23 protein-coding genes are annotated in these 19,897 nt (G+C 32.4%); 13 read left to right on the forward strand and 10 right to left on the reverse strand.

Features of this window, described 5'->3' with window-relative positions; translation table 11 throughout:
• Window positions 1-3: 3 nt before the first annotated feature.
• From H8K90_RS13075 to H8K90_RS13085, 3 genes are all read right to left on the reverse strand, one after another.
• Window positions 4-228, reverse strand: coding sequence for a VF530 family protein (locus H8K90_RS13075; RefSeq protein WP_186846431.1), 225 nt, complete (start codon window positions 226-228; stop codon window positions 4-6).
• Between the two features lies 1 nt (window position 229).
• Window positions 230-445, reverse strand: coding sequence for a DUF6500 family protein (locus tag H8K90_RS13080; protein ID WP_186846432.1), 216 nt, complete (start codon window positions 443-445; stop codon window positions 230-232).
• Between the two features lie 69 nt (window positions 446-514).
• Complete coding sequence (locus H8K90_RS13085) at window positions 515-1,810, reverse strand: DEAD/DEAH box helicase (RefSeq protein WP_186846433.1); 1,296 nt, start codon at window positions 1,808-1,810, stop codon at window positions 515-517.
• A gap of 184 nt (window positions 1,811-1,994) precedes the next feature.
• Here H8K90_RS13085 and H8K90_RS13090 point away from each other — a divergent pair, with 184 nt between their 5' ends.
• The 4 genes from H8K90_RS13090 to H8K90_RS13105 all read left to right on the forward strand — a co-directional run bounded on the left by H8K90_RS13090 (window position 1,995) and on the right by H8K90_RS13105 (window position 5,763).
• Entirely contained in the window at window positions 1,995-2,843 is an 849-nt protein-coding gene (locus H8K90_RS13090; RefSeq protein WP_186846434.1) for a helix-turn-helix domain-containing protein, read from the forward strand.
• A gap of 90 nt (window positions 2,844-2,933) precedes the next feature.
• A complete protein-coding gene (locus tag H8K90_RS13095) occupies window positions 2,934-3,527 on the forward strand; it encodes an SRPBCC family protein (RefSeq protein ID WP_186846435.1) in 594 nt (197 codons plus the stop codon).
• A gap of 2 nt (window positions 3,528-3,529) precedes the next feature.
• Window positions 3,530-4,276, forward strand: coding sequence for an SDR family oxidoreductase (locus tag H8K90_RS13100; protein ID WP_186846436.1), 747 nt, complete (start codon window positions 3,530-3,532; stop codon window positions 4,274-4,276).
• 416 nt (window positions 4,277-4,692) lie between these two features.
• Window positions 4,693-5,763, forward strand: a complete 1,071-nt coding sequence (locus H8K90_RS13105) for a hypothetical protein (protein ID WP_186846437.1) — start codon at window positions 4,693-4,695, stop codon at window positions 5,761-5,763.
• A gap of 157 nt (window positions 5,764-5,920) precedes the next feature.
• Here the strand turns inward: H8K90_RS13105 and H8K90_RS13110 are convergent, their stop codons facing one another.
• The 5 genes from H8K90_RS13110 to H8K90_RS13130 form a co-directional block, all read right to left on the reverse strand.
• A complete protein-coding gene (locus H8K90_RS13110; RefSeq protein WP_186846479.1) occupies window positions 5,921-6,604 on the reverse strand; it encodes a uracil-DNA glycosylase family protein in 684 nt (227 codons plus the stop codon).
• Between the two features lie 88 nt (window positions 6,605-6,692).
• Window positions 6,693-7,415: a hypothetical protein gene (locus H8K90_RS13115; RefSeq protein WP_186846438.1), complete on the reverse strand. Its 723-nt coding sequence runs from the start codon at window positions 7,413-7,415 to the stop codon at window positions 6,693-6,695.
• Between the two features lie 30 nt (window positions 7,416-7,445).
• Entirely contained in the window at window positions 7,446-8,204 is a 759-nt protein-coding gene (gene yaaA / locus H8K90_RS13120) for a peroxide stress protein YaaA (protein ID WP_186846439.1), read from the reverse strand.
• Between the two features lie 239 nt (window positions 8,205-8,443).
• The gene (locus H8K90_RS13125) at window positions 8,444-9,478 is read right to left on the reverse strand and encodes an RluA family pseudouridine synthase (protein ID WP_186846440.1); all 1,035 of its coding nucleotides are present in this window, start codon (window positions 9,476-9,478) and stop codon (window positions 8,444-8,446) included.
• A 5-nt stretch (window positions 9,479-9,483) separates the two neighbouring features.
• Window positions 9,484-10,035: a PASTA domain-containing protein gene (locus H8K90_RS13130; RefSeq protein ID WP_186846441.1), complete on the reverse strand. Its 552-nt coding sequence runs from the start codon at window positions 10,033-10,035 to the stop codon at window positions 9,484-9,486.
• Between the two features lie 208 nt (window positions 10,036-10,243).
• On the opposite strand from H8K90_RS13130, the gene H8K90_RS13135 reads away from it, so the two are divergent.
• From H8K90_RS13135 to H8K90_RS13150, 4 genes are all read left to right on the forward strand, one after another.
• Window positions 10,244-11,218 (forward strand): D-alanine--D-alanine ligase, encoded by a 975-nt coding sequence (locus H8K90_RS13135; protein ID WP_186846442.1) that lies wholly within the window; start codon window positions 10,244-10,246, stop codon window positions 11,216-11,218.
• A 55-nt stretch (window positions 11,219-11,273) separates the two neighbouring features.
• A complete protein-coding gene (locus tag H8K90_RS13140) occupies window positions 11,274-11,633 on the forward strand; it encodes a four helix bundle protein (RefSeq protein WP_186846443.1) in 360 nt (119 codons plus the stop codon).
• A 46-nt stretch (window positions 11,634-11,679) separates the two neighbouring features.
• Window positions 11,680-12,141, forward strand: a complete 462-nt coding sequence (gene coaD, locus H8K90_RS13145) for a pantetheine-phosphate adenylyltransferase (protein ID WP_186846444.1) — start codon at window positions 11,680-11,682, stop codon at window positions 12,139-12,141.
• Window positions 12,142-12,264: 123 nt separating this feature from the next.
• A complete protein-coding gene (locus H8K90_RS13150) occupies window positions 12,265-12,711 on the forward strand; it encodes a HEAT repeat domain-containing protein (protein ID WP_246457751.1) in 447 nt (148 codons plus the stop codon).
• On the opposite strand, the gene H8K90_RS13155 is transcribed toward H8K90_RS13150, so the two are convergent.
• Together H8K90_RS13155 and alaS are read right to left on the reverse strand one after the other, a co-directional pair.
• Window positions 12,708-13,661 (reverse strand): GSCFA domain-containing protein, encoded by a 954-nt coding sequence (locus tag H8K90_RS13155; protein WP_186846445.1) that lies wholly within the window; start codon window positions 13,659-13,661, stop codon window positions 12,708-12,710. The two genes, H8K90_RS13150 and H8K90_RS13155, sit on opposite strands and share 4 nt — an antisense overlap.
• A 110-nt stretch (window positions 13,662-13,771) precedes the next feature.
• Window positions 13,772-16,387: an alanine--tRNA ligase gene (alaS, locus tag H8K90_RS13160; protein ID WP_186846446.1), complete on the reverse strand. Its 2,616-nt coding sequence runs from the start codon at window positions 16,385-16,387 to the stop codon at window positions 13,772-13,774.
• Window positions 16,388-16,668: 281 nt separating this feature from the next.
• On the opposite strand from alaS, the gene H8K90_RS13165 reads away from it, so the two are divergent.
• From H8K90_RS13165 to H8K90_RS13185, 5 genes are read left to right on the forward strand one after another with little or no spacing between them, the layout of a single operon-like run.
• Window positions 16,669-17,640 carry a M23 family metallopeptidase gene (locus H8K90_RS13165; RefSeq protein ID WP_186846447.1) on the forward strand — a complete coding sequence of 324 codons (972 nt, stop codon included), beginning with the start codon at window positions 16,669-16,671 and terminating at the stop codon, window positions 17,638-17,640.
• A gap of 1 nt (window position 17,641) precedes the next feature.
• Window positions 17,642-17,971 (forward strand): MerR family transcriptional regulator, encoded by a 330-nt coding sequence (locus H8K90_RS13170; protein ID WP_186846448.1) that lies wholly within the window; start codon window positions 17,642-17,644, stop codon window positions 17,969-17,971.
• 12 nt (window positions 17,972-17,983) lie between these two features.
• Window positions 17,984-18,580, forward strand: a complete 597-nt coding sequence (locus H8K90_RS13175) for a LemA family protein (RefSeq protein ID WP_186846449.1) — start codon at window positions 17,984-17,986, stop codon at window positions 18,578-18,580.
• 9 nt (window positions 18,581-18,589) lie between these two features.
• Entirely contained in the window at window positions 18,590-19,027 is a 438-nt protein-coding gene (locus H8K90_RS13180; RefSeq protein ID WP_186846450.1) for a TPM domain-containing protein, read from the forward strand.
• Window positions 19,027-19,851 carry a TPM domain-containing protein gene (locus tag H8K90_RS13185; RefSeq protein ID WP_186846451.1) on the forward strand — a complete coding sequence of 275 codons (825 nt, stop codon included), beginning with the start codon at window positions 19,027-19,029 and terminating at the stop codon, window positions 19,849-19,851. Before H8K90_RS13180 ends, H8K90_RS13185 begins: the two co-directional genes overlap by 1 nt.
• Window positions 19,852-19,897 lie beyond the last annotated feature (46 nt).

Below are 19,897 nucleotides of genomic sequence, written 5' to 3' on the forward strand. Positions count from 1 at the left end.
ACATTAACGATTTTTACGCAACATCTCTAAATACATATTTTCTACCTTAGTTCTTGCCCAAGGCGTACGTCTTAGAAATTTTAAGCTCGATTTTACAGAAGGGTCGTGAGTAAAACAGCGAATGTTTATCTGGTAACCCATATATTCCCAGCCATAATGAGCTTGTAGCTCAGTAATAATCTGTTCTAGTTTTATTCCGTGAAGTGGGTTATTAGGCTGAGTAGACAAACTATAAGTTTTTAACTAATTCTTTAATCTTCACTGCTTTTTCAAAATGATCTAACGTATGTGTTTGTATCCACCAAGTGGCAGCTTCCATTAATAACTCAGGAGTATCATTTTTATTTTTAAAAAAAGCATAAAAAGAAATTCCAACATTAGTTCCTTTTTGTGCAATTTTTTTATCGCAAACTTCTAAAATTTTGATTTTGAGGATTGGAGTCATTACATTATATTTTTTTACAAAGAGGTTACCTTTTTGTCATTGCTACCAATACAGGAATGACAATAGCAACTAGCGTCTATTCTCGTTATTACGTCTACGGTTTTTATTTCTATTTCGGCTAGAATTCTTATTATTACTTGAGTTGTTTTTAGAACTAGCTTTTGAGTTTGAACTGCGTCTACGACCCTGATTTCTATTCTGGCCAGGTTTAACAGGCTCAGTTGAAGCATTTGGATCTGGCTCAAAACCTTCAACAATCTCAACATCAATTTTCATATCAATTAATTTCTCAATATCTCTTAAATACGTTGTTTCATCTGCACTTACTAATGAGATAGCTTCTCCACTTGCTCCTGCTCTACCTGTTCTACCGATTCTATGAACATAGTCTTCAGAAATATTAGGCAACTCAAAATTAATAACATGTGGCAATAACGGAATATCTAATCCACGAGCCGCAATATCTGTAGCAACCAATACTCTTATTGAACCGTTTTTAAATCCGGCTAAAGCTTTGGTTCTTGCCCCTTGACTTTTATTTCCATGAATTGCAGCGGCAGAAATACCTGCACTAATCATTTTTTTACAAAGCTTATTAGCTCCATGCTTTGTTCTGGTAAAAACTAATACTTGTTTCCAATTACCCTCAGAAATAAGCTTAATAATTAAGCCTGTTTTTTTACCTTTTGCGACACGGTAAACTTTCTGGTCAATAATTTCAACAGCCGTATTCTCTGGCGTTGCTTCAACTTGCACTGGATTATTAAGAATAGAATACGCTAACTTTTTAATATCCTTAGAAAATGTTGCAGAGAACATTAAATTTTGGCGTTTGTCTGGCATTAACTTCATTACACGCTCTATATCGCGCAAAAAGCCCATATCTAGCATACGATCTGCCTCATCTAATACAAAAACCTCAACACGCTTTAAAGATAACGCACCTTGACTCTCTAAATCTATTAAACGACCAGGTGTAGCGACTAAAACATCTATACCTTGTCTTATTCTTGCAACTTGTGGTTTTTGGTTAACACCACCAAAAATAACTGCGCTTCTTATATTTAAAAATTCGCTGTACTCCTTTACATTATCATAAACTTGAGCAGCTAACTCTCGTGTTGGAGTTAAAATCAACGCTCGTATTGGTCTAAACTTTGCTTTAGGGTTTTCTGATAAGTAATGTAATAATGGCAAGGTAAAACCTGCTGTTTTCCCTGTACCAGTTTGTGCTGATGCTAATACATCTTTACCTTCTAAAACTGGCGGAATGGCTTTGGCTTGTATTGGTGAAGGAGTTTCGTATCCTTTTTTACTAATAGCTTTTAGTAAAGGCTCGGATAAGCCTAATGATTTAAATGACATATATATTATTTGGTAAATGACCATCTAATTTTTAGTGTCATTCTTCTTAGCTGCAAAGGTAGTGTTAATTTATTCGCTACCGTATATTTAGTTGACTTTCTAAAAATTTTCAATTAACTTCGTTTAACGTCTGATATAAGTCATTAAAACGGACTCATATCACTTAAGTTAGCCACAATTAAAGATGCTACACAAGCCGATTAAATTTCAAGCCATAGAATACAAAGGGAAAATTGTATTTGAAAAAGTAAAGCTGACCACTTTTAACAGAATTCCCAAACTTTTTAATGATAATGAATCATGCTTCATGTTTATAGACAAAGGAAGTTTTATAGTTAGAACGCCAAACAAGTTAGTCACATTTGAAGAAGGTAGTGGAATGTTGGCTAAGTGTTTCAATTACTATACTGAAACTTCACTGAAACAACAACTAAAGAATGAAACATTTGAACTTATTGGAGTTCTACTCTACCCTGAACTTGTCAAACAAATATTTCCGTATCAACATAGTATTGAAGCCAATAACAATTACAACATTAACAAAATACAGGTTGACAAAATGCTATTAAATTTCAAAAATAGCATTAACATAATTCTTGATAATCCACAACTTGCTGATGAAGCTTTAATCTTAAATAAACTGCGGGAGTTTATTATTTTGATGACCAAAGCGACTCAATCAAAATCAGAACCAGAGTTTCTCAAACAAATATTTAGTCCTTATGAATTCAGTTTCAAAAAGACAATAGAAAACAACCTGTATGCGAGTTTATCTCTTAATGAGTTAGCTCATTTATGTAACATGAGTTTATCTAGTTTCAACCGTAAATTCAAAGAAATATACAAAGAAAGTCCAAAAAAATATATCACTTCCAAAAAACTAGAAAAAGCAACTGTACTACTGCGTCAAAATAATTCTAGAATTGCAGAGGTTGCTTATGATTGTGGTTTCGAATCCACATCTACCTTTAACCGTCTTTTTCAAAAGTCTTATCAGAAAAGTCCTTCGCAGTTTATTCTTGACACGAAATGAGCAATTATTGAGATAAACTGCAATACAGTTCTATTTCACTCTTCCCAACTTTGTAATCGTAAGATTATAAAGAATTAATAAAATCAAAAAATGATGAAAAAAACAGGTATTTCAGCCTTGTTCATAATGTTGATTATGGGCTTGGGAACACAACAAATTTATGCACAAAAAAAACAAAAAGAGATGAAATTAATGAAAGTCAATTATGAAATCGAAGTAAATGTAAGCCCCCAAAAAGCTTGGGAAGTATTAGCCTCATATGGTGATGTAGGAAGTTATCATTCTGGGATAAAATCTTCAGAATCTGTTAACGGAAGTGGTAATATTGCGGAATTAGGTTGTGACAGAGTTTGCTATTTGGAAGATGGTAAAAGAAAAATTACTGTGAAGGAAAAAATAATTGATATTAAAGATGGCGAACATTATACTTATGAAGTATACGATTGGGTAAATTTTCCGCTTAAAAAAATGCAAAACACCTTTGGTGTAAAAACTGTTAATGGTAAAACTGTTATTTACCAAACTATTCGCTATCGATTAAAGCCAAGAATTATGACTTGGCCAATGAAAGGGAAGATGAGAAATTCGGCTTACGAAGCTTTAATTGCCTACAAACACTATATGGAAACAGGTGAAAAAAATGTGAGTATGGACGTGCTTAAAAAGAAGTATAAAAAAGTCTAGCCATGAAGTTGAACAATAAGGTAGCGATTGTAACAGGTGGTGTAAGTGGCATTGGTCTTGCCTCAGCACAGCTTTTTAAAAAAGAAGGGGCAAAAGTAATTGTAAATGCAAGAAATGAACAACGTTTAAATGAATCTAAAGAACAATTTAAAAATGAATTTGATTCGATTCTAAAAGCGGATGTTTCTAAGCCTAATGAAATAGAGCGTTTATATAGTCAAGTACATAACACATATGGAAAAATTGATGTCCTTTATCTTAATGCTGGAACAGGAAAACTTATGCCATTTGAAATGATTGATGAAGATGCTTTTGACTATATGGTAGATGTGAATTTTAAAGGTATTTTTTATGGAATACAAAAAGCATTACCCTTCTTAAACGATAACGCCAGTATTATTATCACTACTTCAGTTACTAATCAAATGGCAGACCCATATACAACAGCGTATGCAGCTACTAAAGCGGCTATAGCTTCTCTAATTAAAACTTTGGCAGCAAGTTTAAGTCCAAAAGGTATCCGAATAAATGCGGTGAGTCCTGGACCAGTAGAAACGCCAATATTTTCTAAAGTAGGAATTCCAGCAGAACAATTACCTGAAATGATGGAAATGGTATCTCAAAAAATACCTATAGGTAGGATAGGAAAAGTTTCTGAACTAGCAAACGTTGCTTTATTCTTAGCTTCAGACGATTCATCCTTTATGACTGGAAGTGAGGTGGTTTGTGATGGAGGATATTCTTTATAATAATAACTGTGGCTAACATTGTGTATAAGCAATAGCGGATTAAGTGTAAACTTGAACCGTTTTTGCTTTTCATTAATTATATTGTTTACCGAAAAGTAATAGTGCAAAATCCGCTACCGCTCATACACTATACCGTTAAACGATCTTCTTTAAAAAAACTCAGCATACTGCATTATACCAAAATCAAAGCTATAGAAATCTATGTTTTTGTTAACTACTAATGGTATCAATTTTCTTACATTAAGAAACAACACCAACTTTCTGACTATCAAATATTTAATTGAATTTCTGAAAATTTTCAACTAATTTTGTTTAACTTCTGACTTAAATAAATTTCTCAACAAAGTCGAAGTATTAAAACGGGCTAAGATCACCCTAGCCATAAACAGAATCAACCAAAGTTAAACCAGAACAAAATGAAAAAAACACTATTAATTATTAGCTTAATTCTATGCTTTGCTTCCCATGGGCAAAAATATAGCTTTATACCAGATAGTTTAATGTTACTTCCAATGCGAGAACTGGTAAAAAAAGAACCACCTGCAGATTTTGAACCAGTATATTATGAGGATGGAACAAAAGCATCATTTAAAGATGTACTGCCATTAATTATGAATCGAAAATTAATACCTCAAATGTTTGTCGATGAAAATGGAGAATACAAAGCTTTAGTTGTTAAAAGCACGCTTAAAAATGAAGACATAAGAATTGTATTTGCTGATATACCTAAATCATTGGAAAAACATGGCTATTCTTTTGGCAATCCTGACAGTGATACGGTAATCATAAATATAGATGGTGGACCTGAAAATGATCTTAACACGTATGTGTTTGAATATATATTTAGCGTTCTAGGTAAAATTGATGAAAACAATTATTTTTTAATAAATATGCGTGAATCACAAACACTACATCCAGAAGAAACAGAAAAGGAAGAAATATCGTGGGAAGAAGCTAAAAATTATAATGAAAAAACGGTAAAAACCCTTTATGACCTCATTAGTTACTTTAAATCATTAAATAAAAAAGTGTATGTTGTTGGTGGATCTTACGGCTCTTTAGTTGGTTTAAAATCTCTTGTTGATTACAACAATATTGCAGACGGATATTTATTAATGTGCGGTAGACTTGATATGACTAAAGAAATCAGTACAGCTTATTCTAAAGGGTACGAGGCGAAATTTGAAGAAGACGCAACCACGCCAATAATTGGTGAAAAATCAGATAATGTATATACAGTTAACATGCGTAAAATTGCCGCAGCAATAAATAGAGACGAAAAATATACTGAATTGCTAAAAGATTCAGATCTCTCTAACCTCACCTATTATTACAGCGAAATCGACCAAAGTGTTGGAAAACTAACAGAAAAGGAAATAGCATTCCTCAAATCAAAAAACGCTAAAGTAGTAAGTGTAAAAATTGAACACAGAAAATATTTCAACCTACTTTTAAAAGAAGGCCTGGAAATTTTGTTAGATGATTAAGAATACTAAAATTACGTTTTATAACAAGGGATATAAGTAATTGCTTGGCCTGGTCTACTTCTGAACATTTCTTGGGATTTTCAGTTTGGTGCGTACCCACAAAGGTAATCACTAAATAGCGTAACTACTGATAGCCGAGACCGTTAAATATTCTTCCTTAAAAAAACTCAGCATACTGCATTACTCTAAAGTCAAAAGTGTTAAAATTTGGATTTTTAGATTTGAGTTGTTTGTATAATGGTAACCTGCTTATAGAAATATTTGCTGCTCCTGAACCTGAGGTTAAAGATACAGTTTCTATAGTTCTAAATGTTTGAGATCCTGTCTTTGGCTCAGATTGACAAAGTGAGAATTTGTGTATTCGTGGCACTTCGTTATTTACTAATTCTAATTTTAGGTTGTAATCTTTTAAATGTTTTCTAAAAAAATATTCTGGTCCATTTTTACTATTACCTCCAGTAAACAAAATTGTTTCTATACTTGGATATTGTTTTAAATACCCAACAATATCTCGCAATATAATATTTTTCATTCCTAAGTCCGAGGCATCGATTTTTTCGCGTTCTGCACTTTCTACTATATCACAAACACCTATTTTGTGTTTTATTAGAAACGCTTTGCGTTGGTCTATAGCTTCATTAGAGTTATCGTACCGTAAATTGAGATTATGAATTTTGTCTATAAACAACCACAAGGAATTGTAATAACTACCATAACAGAAGTCCACATCTTTTTCGAGTAATTCTCCTGTTGAAAATCGTGGAGGAGGTAGTGTGCCAACGATTAGTTTTTTAGTGTCTGACTGAATGAAAGGTTTGTATGGGTGTTTGTGTTTAAACATTTTATTATCTGTCATTCCTGCGTAGACAGAAATCAATTTTCTGATTGGTTTTAACTTAAGAGATTCCTGCTTTCGCAGAAATGATAAACTACAACGTTTTTATTAAACGTTCTACTTCAATGATTGTAGATCTGTATATACGTCTGTTGGGTTTTGTCATGTGCTGCGCTTCTGCTGAAATTTCTTGTAAGAGTTCCTTACCTTCAGCAGTTCTATTGTTTTCTAGATAGAATTTTGCAAGCTCTAAACGTTCGTTATAATTAGAGTAAGGTCTATCGATTTGTTTTAATTGTTCTTCTGCTTTATCTAGTTGTCCTATTTCTTTTAACGCTAAGCCATAACAAAACTGTTGTTTAGAGCCTTTAAATTCTGGTTTACTTAAAATGGCTTCAGAATGCCCAATAACACCTGCATAATCATTGAGTTGAAAATAACATAAAATTAATTGCTGATGCGCAAACAGACTATTTTGATCTGTATCTTCTAAGGTTTTCTTATAATTAATTATAGCATTTGGTATATCTTTATTTTCAATATACGCATCAGCTAACTCAATTCTATTGGTATAAGTATCAGAAAATTCAATCTTCTTTTCTAAATCTTTTATCTTTTTAGTAGGATTAATTATAGACGTAATTTCATCCTGAATTTTAACAGCATCTTGTTGATTATATACTTGTGTAATGATATAAATTATAGAACCTACAACAGGAATAAAAAGTATAAGAAAAAACCAATAATAAGGCTTATGGTTTTTGTAAACATGATAAATACAAAATGCCTGAAGGGCAACGATTAAATAATAATGCATGAAAAATAATTAGTCCTTTAAAGATAGAAACTATCTTGTAAAAACCAACTCATTCTCTGAAGACAATTCTTCACTAAAACCATAGTTTTCGTAATTAAAACCTTTTATATCATCTAAGGTTTTAGCGTTTGTATCTATAATATAACGTGTCATTAACCCTCTAGCTAACTTCGCAAAAATAGCAACGATCTTATATTGTCCGTTTTTAAATTCTTTAAAAGCAATATTTACTACTGGCACTTTTAATGCCTTTTTATCTATGGCTTTAGAATATTCGTTACTAGCAAGGTTTAAAAAAAGTTCACCTTCTTTTAACTCATCATTTAGAGCTTGTGTTACCTTTTTTTGCCAAAATTCATAAAGGTTTTTGTTTTTTCCTACGGGCATTTTAGTTCCCATTTCTAAACGGTATGGCTGAATAAGGTCTAAAGGTTTTAGGATTCCATAAAGTCCAGATATAATTCTAACGGTATCTTCTACCTTATCGAGTTTTTTAGTATCTATACTATAAGCATCTAAACCTCTGTAAACATCTCCACTAAATGCATAAATAGCTGGTCTGGCATTATCTTTTGTAAATGGTAAGCGCCATTCTTGATTACGCTCATAGTTAAGCTGACCTAAATTATCTGAGATATGCATTAGTTTAGACAAACTTTTTGCAGACTTTTTCTTTAATAATTTATTTAAACGTTCTGCTTCAGCTAAAAAACAACCTTCTGTAGTTTTAGTAGTTGGAAGTTTACTTTCAAAATCTAAAGACTTTGCAGGTGATAATACGAGTTTCATATACATGCCCACGAAAGTGGGTATCTCTTAAAAGGTTAAACAATTTTTCTTTCCTATTTGTAAAAATACAATGTAATTTAAAGAGTTTCAAATGTTAGTGACAACTAATCGCGATAGTGATATAATTAAAGTCTATATCGCTTTGAGTCTATGAACTTGATATTCTAAATTTAAAGCTTGAATGCTGTGTTAGATGCTGAAATAAATTCAGCATGATAAAAAAAGAATATCATAGTTCTTTAGGAGTCTTGATGCTTTGCATAATGCCTCCATTTCTCAATACATTGAGCAATATCCTCTGGGATTTCAGATTCAAACTTTAAAAACTTTCCTGTTGTAGGATGCACAAAACCTAAAGTTCTTGCATGTAAAGCTTGTCTTGGTAATACTTTAAAACAATTATCTACAAATTGCTTGTACTTTGTAAATGTTGTGCCTTTTAAAATGCGCTCACCACCATAACGCTCGTCGTTAAAAAGTGTATGGCCAATATGTTTCATGTGTACACGGATTTGATGTGTACGACCTGTTTCGAGTTTACAACTTACTAAAGTAACATAACCCAAACGCTCTATCACCTTATAATGCGTTATGGCTGGTTTTCCTTTATCTATATCTTCTCCTTCGTAAACTGTATTTTGTAATCTGTTTTTTGGATGACGACCAATATGACCTTCAATAGTACCTTCGTCTTCTTCCATATTTCCCCAAACTAAAGCAACATATTCGCGTTCGCTTGTTTTCTTTGCAAACTGATTAGAAAGATGAGCCATTGCTTGCTCTGTCTTAGCAATTACAAGTAATCCACTGGTATCCTTATCTATACGATGCACAAGACCTGGTCTTTCACTAGAGTTATTTGGTAGATTTTCAAAATGAAAAATTAACGCATTAATTAAGGTCCCAGAGTAGTTTCCATGACCTGGATGTACAACCATACCAGCTGGTTTGTTTACTACCAACAAATCATCATCTTCATAAACTATATCTATAGGAATATCTTCTGCAATTAATAAATTCTCATGAGGAGGATGCTCAAATTTTACAGAAATAAAATCATTGGGTTTTACCTTATAATTCGATTTTACTGGTACATTATTTACAAAAATACTTCCGTCTTTTGCTGCGGCCTGAATTTTATTACGCGTAGCGTTTTCAATAAAATTCATTAAGTATTTATCTATTCTAAGAGGCTGTTGGCCTTTATCTACATTAATTGCATGATGCTCGTAAAGCTCATCTTCTTGTTCGGAAATATCTGGAATATTTGGCATGTCTATTAGCGTTTACCATTTCCTAAAACCAAATCTATGGTAGAAGTAAGTGGTAAAAGTTCACCTGGTTTTAATGTTTTGCCTTTGTGTTTCATACCTAAAACAACATCTTTTCCAATGTTATCTATGTATGTGATTTTACCCACTTTAAACTCTAAAGCCTGTAATTGAGGCTTGGCTTGTCTAAAGGTGCGTTTTAAAATATCTGGCACTTCAACTTTTCTATAATCTGAAGGGTTTAAGATTAAGTAAATCTTTCTGTTTTCTTTTACCTGAGCACCTGCAGCTGGGTTTTGTTCAATTACAGAATACTTAGGATAATTAGGATTAAAATTTGCCGAGTCTTGGATTTTCATTGTTAAATCATTATCCTTCAATTCTATTTTAGCAGTTTCTATAGACTTACCTTTTAAATCTGGCACAACCACAAAATCACCATGATTTGTCGTAATCGTTAACCATTTTAACATTAAAAAACACAACACTACTACTGCAACAACAGCTAATGCTAATTGCTTAAAAAACACTTTACTGGTAAGAAACTTAACAAAACTCATGAGCTAAATAATTATTGGACAAAACTAATAAAATATAACGTTATAATAACGGCACATAATTAAAATACGTATCAAAATGACATTTAGTTTGTTGAAAATAAATTATACATTTACGTTACAATATAAAGATTAAAATATCTTACACTAAAAACCTAGTGTATATTCTTAACTACTGAAAAAAAAATCATCATAAGCAAGTTCAGCATAAATGAAAAAAAATATTGCAATCATAATGGGAGGTTACACAAGCGAGTTTCAAATTTCGCTAAAGAGTGGTAATGTGGTTTATGAAACCTTAAATAAGGAAAAATATAATGCATATCGTATTCATGTTTTTAAAGATAAATGGGTGTTTGTAAATGATCTTAATGAAGAATTCCCTGTTGATAAAAATGATTTTTCGGTCTTGGTAAATGAAACCAAAATTACTTTCGACTGTGTATTTAATGCTATACATGGTTCTCCAGGAGAGGATGGTTTTATGCAGGCTTATTTTAAATTAATTAATTTACCACAGACCAGTTGTGGTATGTATCAATCTGCTCTAACCTATAATAAACGAGATCTGCTAGCAACCTTAAAACCATATGGAATTAAAACGGCAGAAAGCTACCCTCTTAATCTTGGAGATACAATAGACGAAGATACAATTATCTCTAAAGTAGGTTTACCTTGTTTTGTAAAAGCTAATAAGGCTGGTAGTAGCTTCGGAATTTCAAAAGTGTATAAAAAAGAAGATTTACAAACGGCAATAGATAACTCTTTTAAAGAGGATAATGAAATTATAATCGAACAGTTTTTAGATGGTGTTGAAGTTTCTGTTGGAGTCATTTCTTATAAAGGACAAACAACTGTTTTACCAATTACAGAAATTGTATCTGAAAATGATTTCTTCGATTACCAAGCTAAATACGAAGGTAAATCTCAAGAAATTACACCTGCTCGTATTTCTGAAGTTTATGCCAATAAAGTAAGAGTCGAAGCAAAAAAAATATATGAAATTCTAAAAATGAAAGGGTTTTCTAGAAGCGAATTTATAGCTAAAAATAATGAGCCCTATTTACTCGAGGTAAACACTGTCCCAGGGTTAACTAAAGAAAGTATTTTACCTCAGCAAGCCGCAGAAGCTGGTATTAGCATGAGTGATTTGTTTGATAATGCTATTGAAGAAGCGTTGAAATAGTTTGAATCATGATACTTTAGATACATGAAACAGGACGCATTTTTAGAACGACAAAATGAAAAGACATAATTTTAAAAAGCTTCAAATATGGCAAGAGAGTATTATAATAATTGCTGATGTTTACGCGTTTACGGCAACTTTACCAGATTATGAGAAGTTTGGTTTAAGGACTCAAATGAACAGATGTAGTGTATCTATAGCATCAAATATATCTGAAGGAACTAGTAAAAGAACTGACAAACATTTTATAAAATATTTGGAAGATAGCTTAGGTTCAGCTTTTGAATTAGAAACACAACTAATCGTCTGTAAAAACCTTAACTTTATACCATTAGAAAAATTTGAATCCTTAGCAGAAAGTGTAAAAACATTACAACAAAAAATATCAAATTTTATCGATAAACTTGATGATTGAATGTCGTTATTCATGATTCTCAAAAAATCAAAAAAAATCAAAAGCTATGAAACGAGCACTTTTCCCTGGATCTTTCGACCCAATAACAAATGGACACTTCGATATTATAAAGCGTGGTATAAAACTTTTTGACGAAGTCATAGTTGCTATTGGTGTTAATGCAGATAAAAAGTACATGTTTTCTTTAGAAGAACGAAAAAGGTTTATTGAAGAGTCTTTTAAAAATGAACCGAAAGTAAAAGTTGTCACTTACCAAGGATTAACTATCGATTTTTGCGAAAAAATTGATGCTCAGTTTATATTAAGAGGCTTGCGAAATCCTGCCGATTTTGAATTTGAAAAAGCCATTGCCCATACTAATAGAAAACTGTCTAAAATTGAAACGGTATTTTTATTAACTGCAGCTAAGACTTCGTATATATCTTCCTCAATTGTACGAGATGTGATTAGAAATAATGGTGACTATACTAAACTTGTTCCTGAAAGCGTAAGAGTTAATTCTAAATAGAATTCAAAATAACAACAACTTTATTTTCAGTGTATTTTAATACACAAGTCTAAAAACACATCTGAATTTCTGTAACAAAATGTTGTATTTTACTACATATAATTAATATGTTACACTTTTGTTATGGCACATACATTTACATATTTATTCTTTAAAATGAAGTTGATTCAGCCTTCGGAGAATACGATTATGGATTGGAGAGATGTTAATGCTGTAGATAAAATTGAGTATGCCCTTAAACATGGTAATTATAAGACGCGCCAGCTCGCTGCTGAGGCTTTAGAGCAAATTGGTAGACCGTCATCGATTCCTATTTTGCTCAATGCAATGAACGATAAAATTCAGAAAGTTTCTATTGCTGCTTTAAATGCTCTAGAAGCCTTAGGGTGTAATGACGACTTGGTTATTTCTATTACTAGAAAACGCTTTAATTGGGTAAAAGAACTCAGAGATAAAGAAGAAAATCGCAAAGTAAAAAAGGATAAAAAGCACAACATTTATCGTTGGAAACGCGCTAGCAAAGAATCTTTTGATCGTGTTAAAGAACAACTCAAAAAACCAATGCGTTAATCAAAGTTAAAATGTGGGTATTTATGACACAAGTCTTTTATTTGAGATTGAAGCTTGGTTACAAACTTTTGATGTGCTTCTGATTTTGGATTAAAAGGCTTGTGTTTTAACCCTTTATGTATCATCTCAATATGCTGCATTGTAATTTCAGTAGTTTCGGAAATCCAAACGTGCTTAAATTTTTCCCAGATGTAATTTACAGCAACTTCATTAGGGTGAATCATATCTGAACTATAGAAACGATAATCTCTTAATTCGTCCATCATTATTTCATAAGACGGAAAATAATACAACTGATTTCTTGGTTCTACAACTTGATGAATTGCAGCAACTAAATGCGATTTACTTTGTGTATTTTCCACAAAGCCATCCTTTGTATGTCTAACAGGTGATACCGTGAAAATGAATGTAACCTTTGGATTAATACTTTTAATTAAACTTATAATGGCAATTAGAGACTCTGAAATAGTAGCGACAGATAATAATTCTTTTTGAAAATGTTTTTGAGGTAATTTATGACAGTTTGCAACTATTGTATCTGAAGCAATATGCCTATATACCCAACTTGTCCCTAATGTGATGGTTATGTGAGTTGATTCGTTTATTTCTTTATTTGCTTGGTCTAAAGCATTATTGAGATTGGTTAATAAGTCTTCTTTTGAAAGACTATTCATTCTAGAATGTGCGTCTAAAGAAGACCATTGTTCATTATGATATACAATTTCATCTTCGGAATAGTAATCTTTATTTATTGCTCTTGTTATGAGATTTTCAATCGCTAAAGGGTGAAATAATATTCCGAATGGATTTACGGTAGATTGAAATTTAAAATACTCAAATTTATCACCAATGTTTTCTGAAAAACATGAGCCTAATAACAATAGTTTAGACTTATAATCTATTTGATTATGCCGTTGTTTACTTAGCAGAATATTTGTATGAAAATTCATTTATTCTTTATTACACAGAGCCTTACGAAGTTTCACAAAGAAAATCTGAACTAACTAGATCCTCAGTGATTCTCAATGCTTTCTCTCAACGCACCTCTGAGAAATCTCTTTTACTTTAAATAAGCCTTAGCAGCATTAAGAGCCGCATCTATACCATCAGGATTTTTACCACCAGCAGTTGCAAAGAATGGCTGACCGCCTCCTCCTCCTTGGATATGTTTTCCTAATTCTCTTACAATCGTACCAGCATTAAGATCCTTTTCTGAAACAAGATTTTTAGAAACATAGCACGATAAAATTGCTTTACCGTTAACATCTGAACCAAATATTGCAAATAAATTATCTACTTCACCACCTAACTCAAAACATAAGTCTTTAATACCCGAAGCATCTAAATCCACTTTTTTCGCAATGAAATTAACCCCATTAACATTCGTAATCTCATTTTTAAGATCACTTTTTACGTTCTTAGCTTTATCCTTTAGAAGTTGCTCAATTTGCTTCTTTAAATCTAAATTTTCCGCTTGTAAATTCTGTAACGCTTTTACAGGTTCCTTTGCATTGTTAAGTAAGTCCTTCATTTCAAAATAAGCTCTGTTATTTTCAAAATAAAAATCCTTAACAGCATCCATCGTAATGGCTTCAATTCTTCGTATTCCGGAAGCAACAGCACTCTCTGCAGTGATTTTAAAATGCCAAATATCTGATGTGTTTTTTACATGTGTACCACCACAAAGCTCAATAGATTGTCCAAAACGAATAGTACGCACATTATCACCATATTTTTCTCCAAATAAAGACATGGCGCCATCTGCTATGGCTTGTTCCTTTGGTACAGATCTATTTTCTTCTAATTGTAGTTTACCATCTATACGAGCATTAACGAAGTTTTCTACATCTCGTAATTCCTCCACTGTTAATTTAGAAAAATGCGAAAAATCGAAACGCAAATACTTAGAATGCACTGCAGATCCTTTTTGCTCTACATGATCTCCGAGAACTTCTCTTAATGCGTGGTGCAATAAGTGTGTAGCTGTATGATTACATTCTGTTCTGTGACGTTGTTTAGCATCTACCGCAACTTTTAATACGTCGTCTTTAAGCTTAGGTAAATTCTTAGTAAAATGAATGATAAGGTTATTCTCTTTTTTTGTATCGAGTACATAAACTACGTCACCATGCTTATCTTCTATATAACCTTTATCTCCTACTTGCCCACCACCTTCTGGATAAAATGGTGTAACATTAAACACCAACTGATACATTTCGCCATCTTTTTTAGACGTTACTTTTCTGTATCTTGTAATTTTTACATGTGCTTCTAAAGTATCGTAGCCAATGAACTCTTCAACCTCATCATGATGCAAAATAGTCCAATCATCCGACTTTAATTCTGAAGCTTCTCTACCTCTATCTTGTTGCTCTTTTAGCGCGTTTTTAAACTCTTCAGAATTATATGTATATCCTTTTTCTCTGAGAATAAGATCTGTTAAGTCCTCAGGAAAACCATAGGTATCTTTAAGTTCAAAAACCTTAGCACCAGATATTTCTTTGGTTTTAGAACCTCTTATTATCTTATCTAAAAGCACTAGACCTTGATCTAAAGTTCTTAAAAAAGAACTTTCCTCTTCCTTAATTACATTTTCAATTAATTGCTTTTGTGCTTTTAACTCTGGGAATGCTTGTCCCATTTTTTTATTTAGAGTGTCAACCAAACGATATATAAATGGTTCTTTTTTATCTAAAAAGGTAAAACCGTATCTAACAGCTCGTCTTAAAATTCTTCGTATCACATAACCAGCTCCATTATTACTTGGCAATTGTCCATCTGCAATAGAAAATGCAACTGCTCTTACATGATCTGAAATAACACGAATTGCAACATCAACTTTTTCATCCTCACCATAATCCTTGTTAGTGATGGCTTCAATTTCGCGAATAATAGGTGTAAATACATCTGTATCGTAATTAGATTGTACTCCTTGTAATACCATACAAAGACGTTCAAATCCCATACCCGTATCAATATGTTTATTAGGTAAAGCTTCTAAAGATTTGTTTGCTTTACGGTTGTATTGCATAAAAACCAGATTCCAAATTTCTACCACCTGTGGATGATCCATATTGACTAAAGACTTTCCGTCTACTTTAGCCTTCTCTTCAGCTGAACGAATATCTACATGGATTTCACTACAAGGTCCACATGGTCCTTGGTCTCCCATTTCCCAGAAGTTATCCTTTTTATTCCCCATAAGAATTCGATCTTCTGGAATAAATTCTTTCCATAGATCATATGCCTCTTGATCCATTTTTAGATTATCAGCATCATCACTGCCTTCAAAAACAGTGACATATAAAATATCTTTATCTATACCATAAACTTCTGTTAATAACTCCCAAGCCCAAGCAATAGCTTCTTTTTTAAAGTAATCACCAAAAGACCAGTTACCTAACATTTCAAAAAGTGTATGATGGTAAGTATCATATCCAACCTCTTCCAAATCGTTATGCTTTCCAGAAACTCGTAAACATTTTTGAGAATCGGCAATTCTATTTTTCTTTGGCTCTGCATTACCTAAAAAATATTCTTTAAAAGGTGCCATACCAGAATTTACAAACATTAGAGTAGGGTCATTCTTTAAGACCATAGGAGCCGAAGGCACAATTAAATGTTGTTTTCCTTCAAAGAAATTTAAAAATTTAGTACGTATTTCTTGAGATTTCATATACTGAAATTATAGCTTGTTTTATCTGTTAATACTTATTATTTATATCTGTCAGATAGAATCTTTGTTGATTTCGTTTATATTAGCACAATTGCAAAACATTTTTTATATTTTCTCTACTTTTTTTATTTAAATTTAAAGTCAGAGATAAGCTCTTACAAATATATTTCATTGTCTTTTTTAATTTTACAATGAAAATATTTTTGTAGGTTTGATGGTTTTGCAGATATTTTAAGACACAATATGTGTTTATTAGCTGCAAAAATAGCATAAATTCGAACATGGCTAAGGTAAAATATTATTATGATTCTGAAACGCTTTCTTATCGTAAGATAAAGCGTAAAAAAACTACAACATTAAAGTATGCTGGCGCATTTTTAACTGCTGCCGCATTATTTGGATTTATTAGTTACTTTATATCTAGTCAATATTTTGAATCTCCAAAAGAGCGTCAACTGTCTAGAGAATTACAAAATATGCAATTGCAATACGAGCTAATAAATAAACGTATGGATGATGCTATTGCTGCTTTAGAAAATGTTGAAGAACGCGATAATGCCATTTACAGACTTTATTTTGAAGCTAACCCAATACCAGAAGAACAGAGAAGAGCTGGTTTTGGAGGAATTAACCGTTATAAAAAATATGAAGGTTTCGACAATTCACAGCTCATAGCCGAAAGCAATAAACGTTTAGATATTTTAGAAAAAGCAATTGTAGTGCAATCTAAATCACTAGATGAAATAGCCAAACTTGCTGAGGATAAAGAAAAGTTTTTAGAAGCCATACCAGCCATTCAACCAGTGAATAATCTAAACTTAACGCGTATGGCATCTGGTTATGGTTATAGAACAGATCCTTTTACAAAAGTGAGAAAGTTTCATTTTGGTATGGATTTTACGGCACCTCGTGGTACTCCGATTTATGCATCTGGAGATGGAGTTGTAAAACGAGCTGATAACGCATCTACTGGTTATGGCAACCATATTCGTATAGATCATGGTTATGGTTATATTTCACTTTATGCACATTTGTATAAGTATAATGTAAAAGTAAACCAACGTGTAAAACGTGGAGATTTAATTGGTTTTGTTGGTAGTACTGGTCGATCTGAAGCACCTCATCTGCACTACGAAATATTTAAGGACGGAGAACGTATAAACCCAATTAACTTTTACTACGGCAACTTATCTGCAGAAGAATATGACAAATTGCTTAAAAAAGCTTCATTAGAAAATCAATCCCTCGATTAAGATGTATATAGAATTGCCAGAAAAACGTTATTATGGTATTGGCGAAGTTGCCAAAGCCTTTAAAGTAAATGCCTCTTTAATTCGTTTTTGGGAAAAAGAATTTGATGTTATTAAGCCTAAAAAAAATGCCAAGGGCAACCGTAAGTTTACTCCAGAAGACATCAAAAACTTAAAGTTTATTTACCACCTTGTAAAAGAACGTGGTTTTACGCTTGAAGGTGCTAAAACACATTTAAAAGAAGAGAAAAAACAAGCTTTAGAAAAATACGAAATCATAGAAAAGCTGGAAAACATAAAAGCACAACTAGTTAAAATAAAAACTCAACTTTAAAACTTATTAATTATGAAAAAATGGTTACCGCTAATTATAATAGTAGCAATAGCTTTGTTAATATTTAACTGGGGAATTGGTGTTAATAATATGCTTGTTGAAAAAGAAGGATTAGCTCAGGCTCAATGGGCTAATGTTGAAAGCAGTTATCAAAGACGAAATGATCTTATAGGCAATCTAGTAAAAACGGTTCAAGGAGCTGCGGATTTTGAAAGAACTACCTTAAGAGAAGTTATAGAAGCAAGAGCAAAAGCTACATCAACCACTATAGATGCAAGTAATTTAACTCCTGAAAATATAGCTCAATTCCAACAAGCCCAATCAGGACTTAGTGGTGCATTATCTAAACTTTTAGTATCAGTAGAACGTTATCCTGAATTAAAAGCCAATCAAAATTTCCTTGAATTACAATCCCAATTAGAAGGCACTGAAAACAGAATAAATGTTGAAAGAAATAAATTCAATGATTTAGCTGGTGATTATAACATTACCATAAAAAAGATTCCGACAAATTTTGTTGCAAGCATGAGAGGTTTTGATGGTATGCCACTTTACAAAGCTGATGCAGGAAGTGAAAATGCTCCTGATGTAGAATTCGACTTTAAATAAAATATAATCATGTCCAAACTTGAAGATTTTCTCACTTTAAAAGAAGAAGAGGAAATCGTAGAAGCTATACGTATTGCTGAGTGTGATACATCTGGTGAAATTCGTGTACATATTGAGCGTAACTGCGATATAGATGTTTACGAACGTGCTTTAGATGTTTTCCACATTCTTAAGATGGATAATACCAGACAACAAAACGGTGTACTTATATATGTGGCTGTGAACAATAAAGCTTTTGTTATTTTCGGAGATCAAGGTATTAACAATATTGTTGGTGCCGACTTTTGGAATTCTACTCGCGATAAGATTGCTTCGCAATTTAAGATTGGTCAATTTAAACAAGGGATTATAGATGGTGTAGCAGAAGCTGGCAAAGTACTTTCTAAACATTTCCCTTGGGAACACGGAGATCGTAACGAATTAGATAACGCAATCTCAAAAGGTTAATGCTTAAACTAAAACATATAGCTTTTAGGTTACTATTTATTTTATTTTTAGTGAATCCTATTATTGGATTTGCACAATATGAAATTCCTCCAGTACCTGAATTTCAAACTAGCGTTTATGATGAAATTAATTTACTTACTACTTCTCAGAAAAGTAACTTAGAACAAAAATTAATTCGCTATTCTGATACCACATCCACACAAATAGTTATTGCGACCATAAGTTCTACTAAAGGTGAATATATCAATTATTTAGGTGCGCAATGGGCTGAAAAATGGGGAATTGGTCAAGCAGATAAAGACAACGGTATTTTTATTTTACTTGCAAGAGATGATAGAAAAATTGGTATTAATACTGGTAAAGGTGTAGAACATTTACTTACTGATGCCATGAGTAAACGTATTATTGAGCGCGACATAATTCCTTATTTTAAACAAAATGATTATTACGGTGGACTCAATAGAGCAACAGATGCTATTTTTGAGGTGATGACAGGCGAATACCAAGGGACTAGACAAAACGAAGTTCGTTTTCCTTTTGAAATTTTTATTTTCCTATTTATCATTTTCGTCATTTTTATAATTGCTATTTCTAAGAGTCGAGGTGGTGGAAAAGGAGGCCATGGAGGTAATCGTAATAATGATGATGCCAGAAGTATTCTCGAAGCTATTATTTTAAGTAACATGGGACGTGGCAGCTACTCGAGAGGTTCGTCTTCTGGAGGTTTTGGTGGTTTCGGCGGAGGCTCTTCTAGTGGAGGAGGTTTTGGCGGAGGCTTCGGAGGTGGAAGCTTTGGAGGTGGTGGCGCTTCTGGTGGATGGTAAAACTAAATCTTTCTTTTTCAGTAATACTGATAATGAATTAAAAAAA

Origin of the sequence: Winogradskyella echinorum, from assembly GCF_014297365.1 — a bacterium.
Lineage (GTDB): Bacteria > Bacteroidota > Bacteroidia > Flavobacteriales > Flavobacteriaceae > Winogradskyella > Winogradskyella echinorum.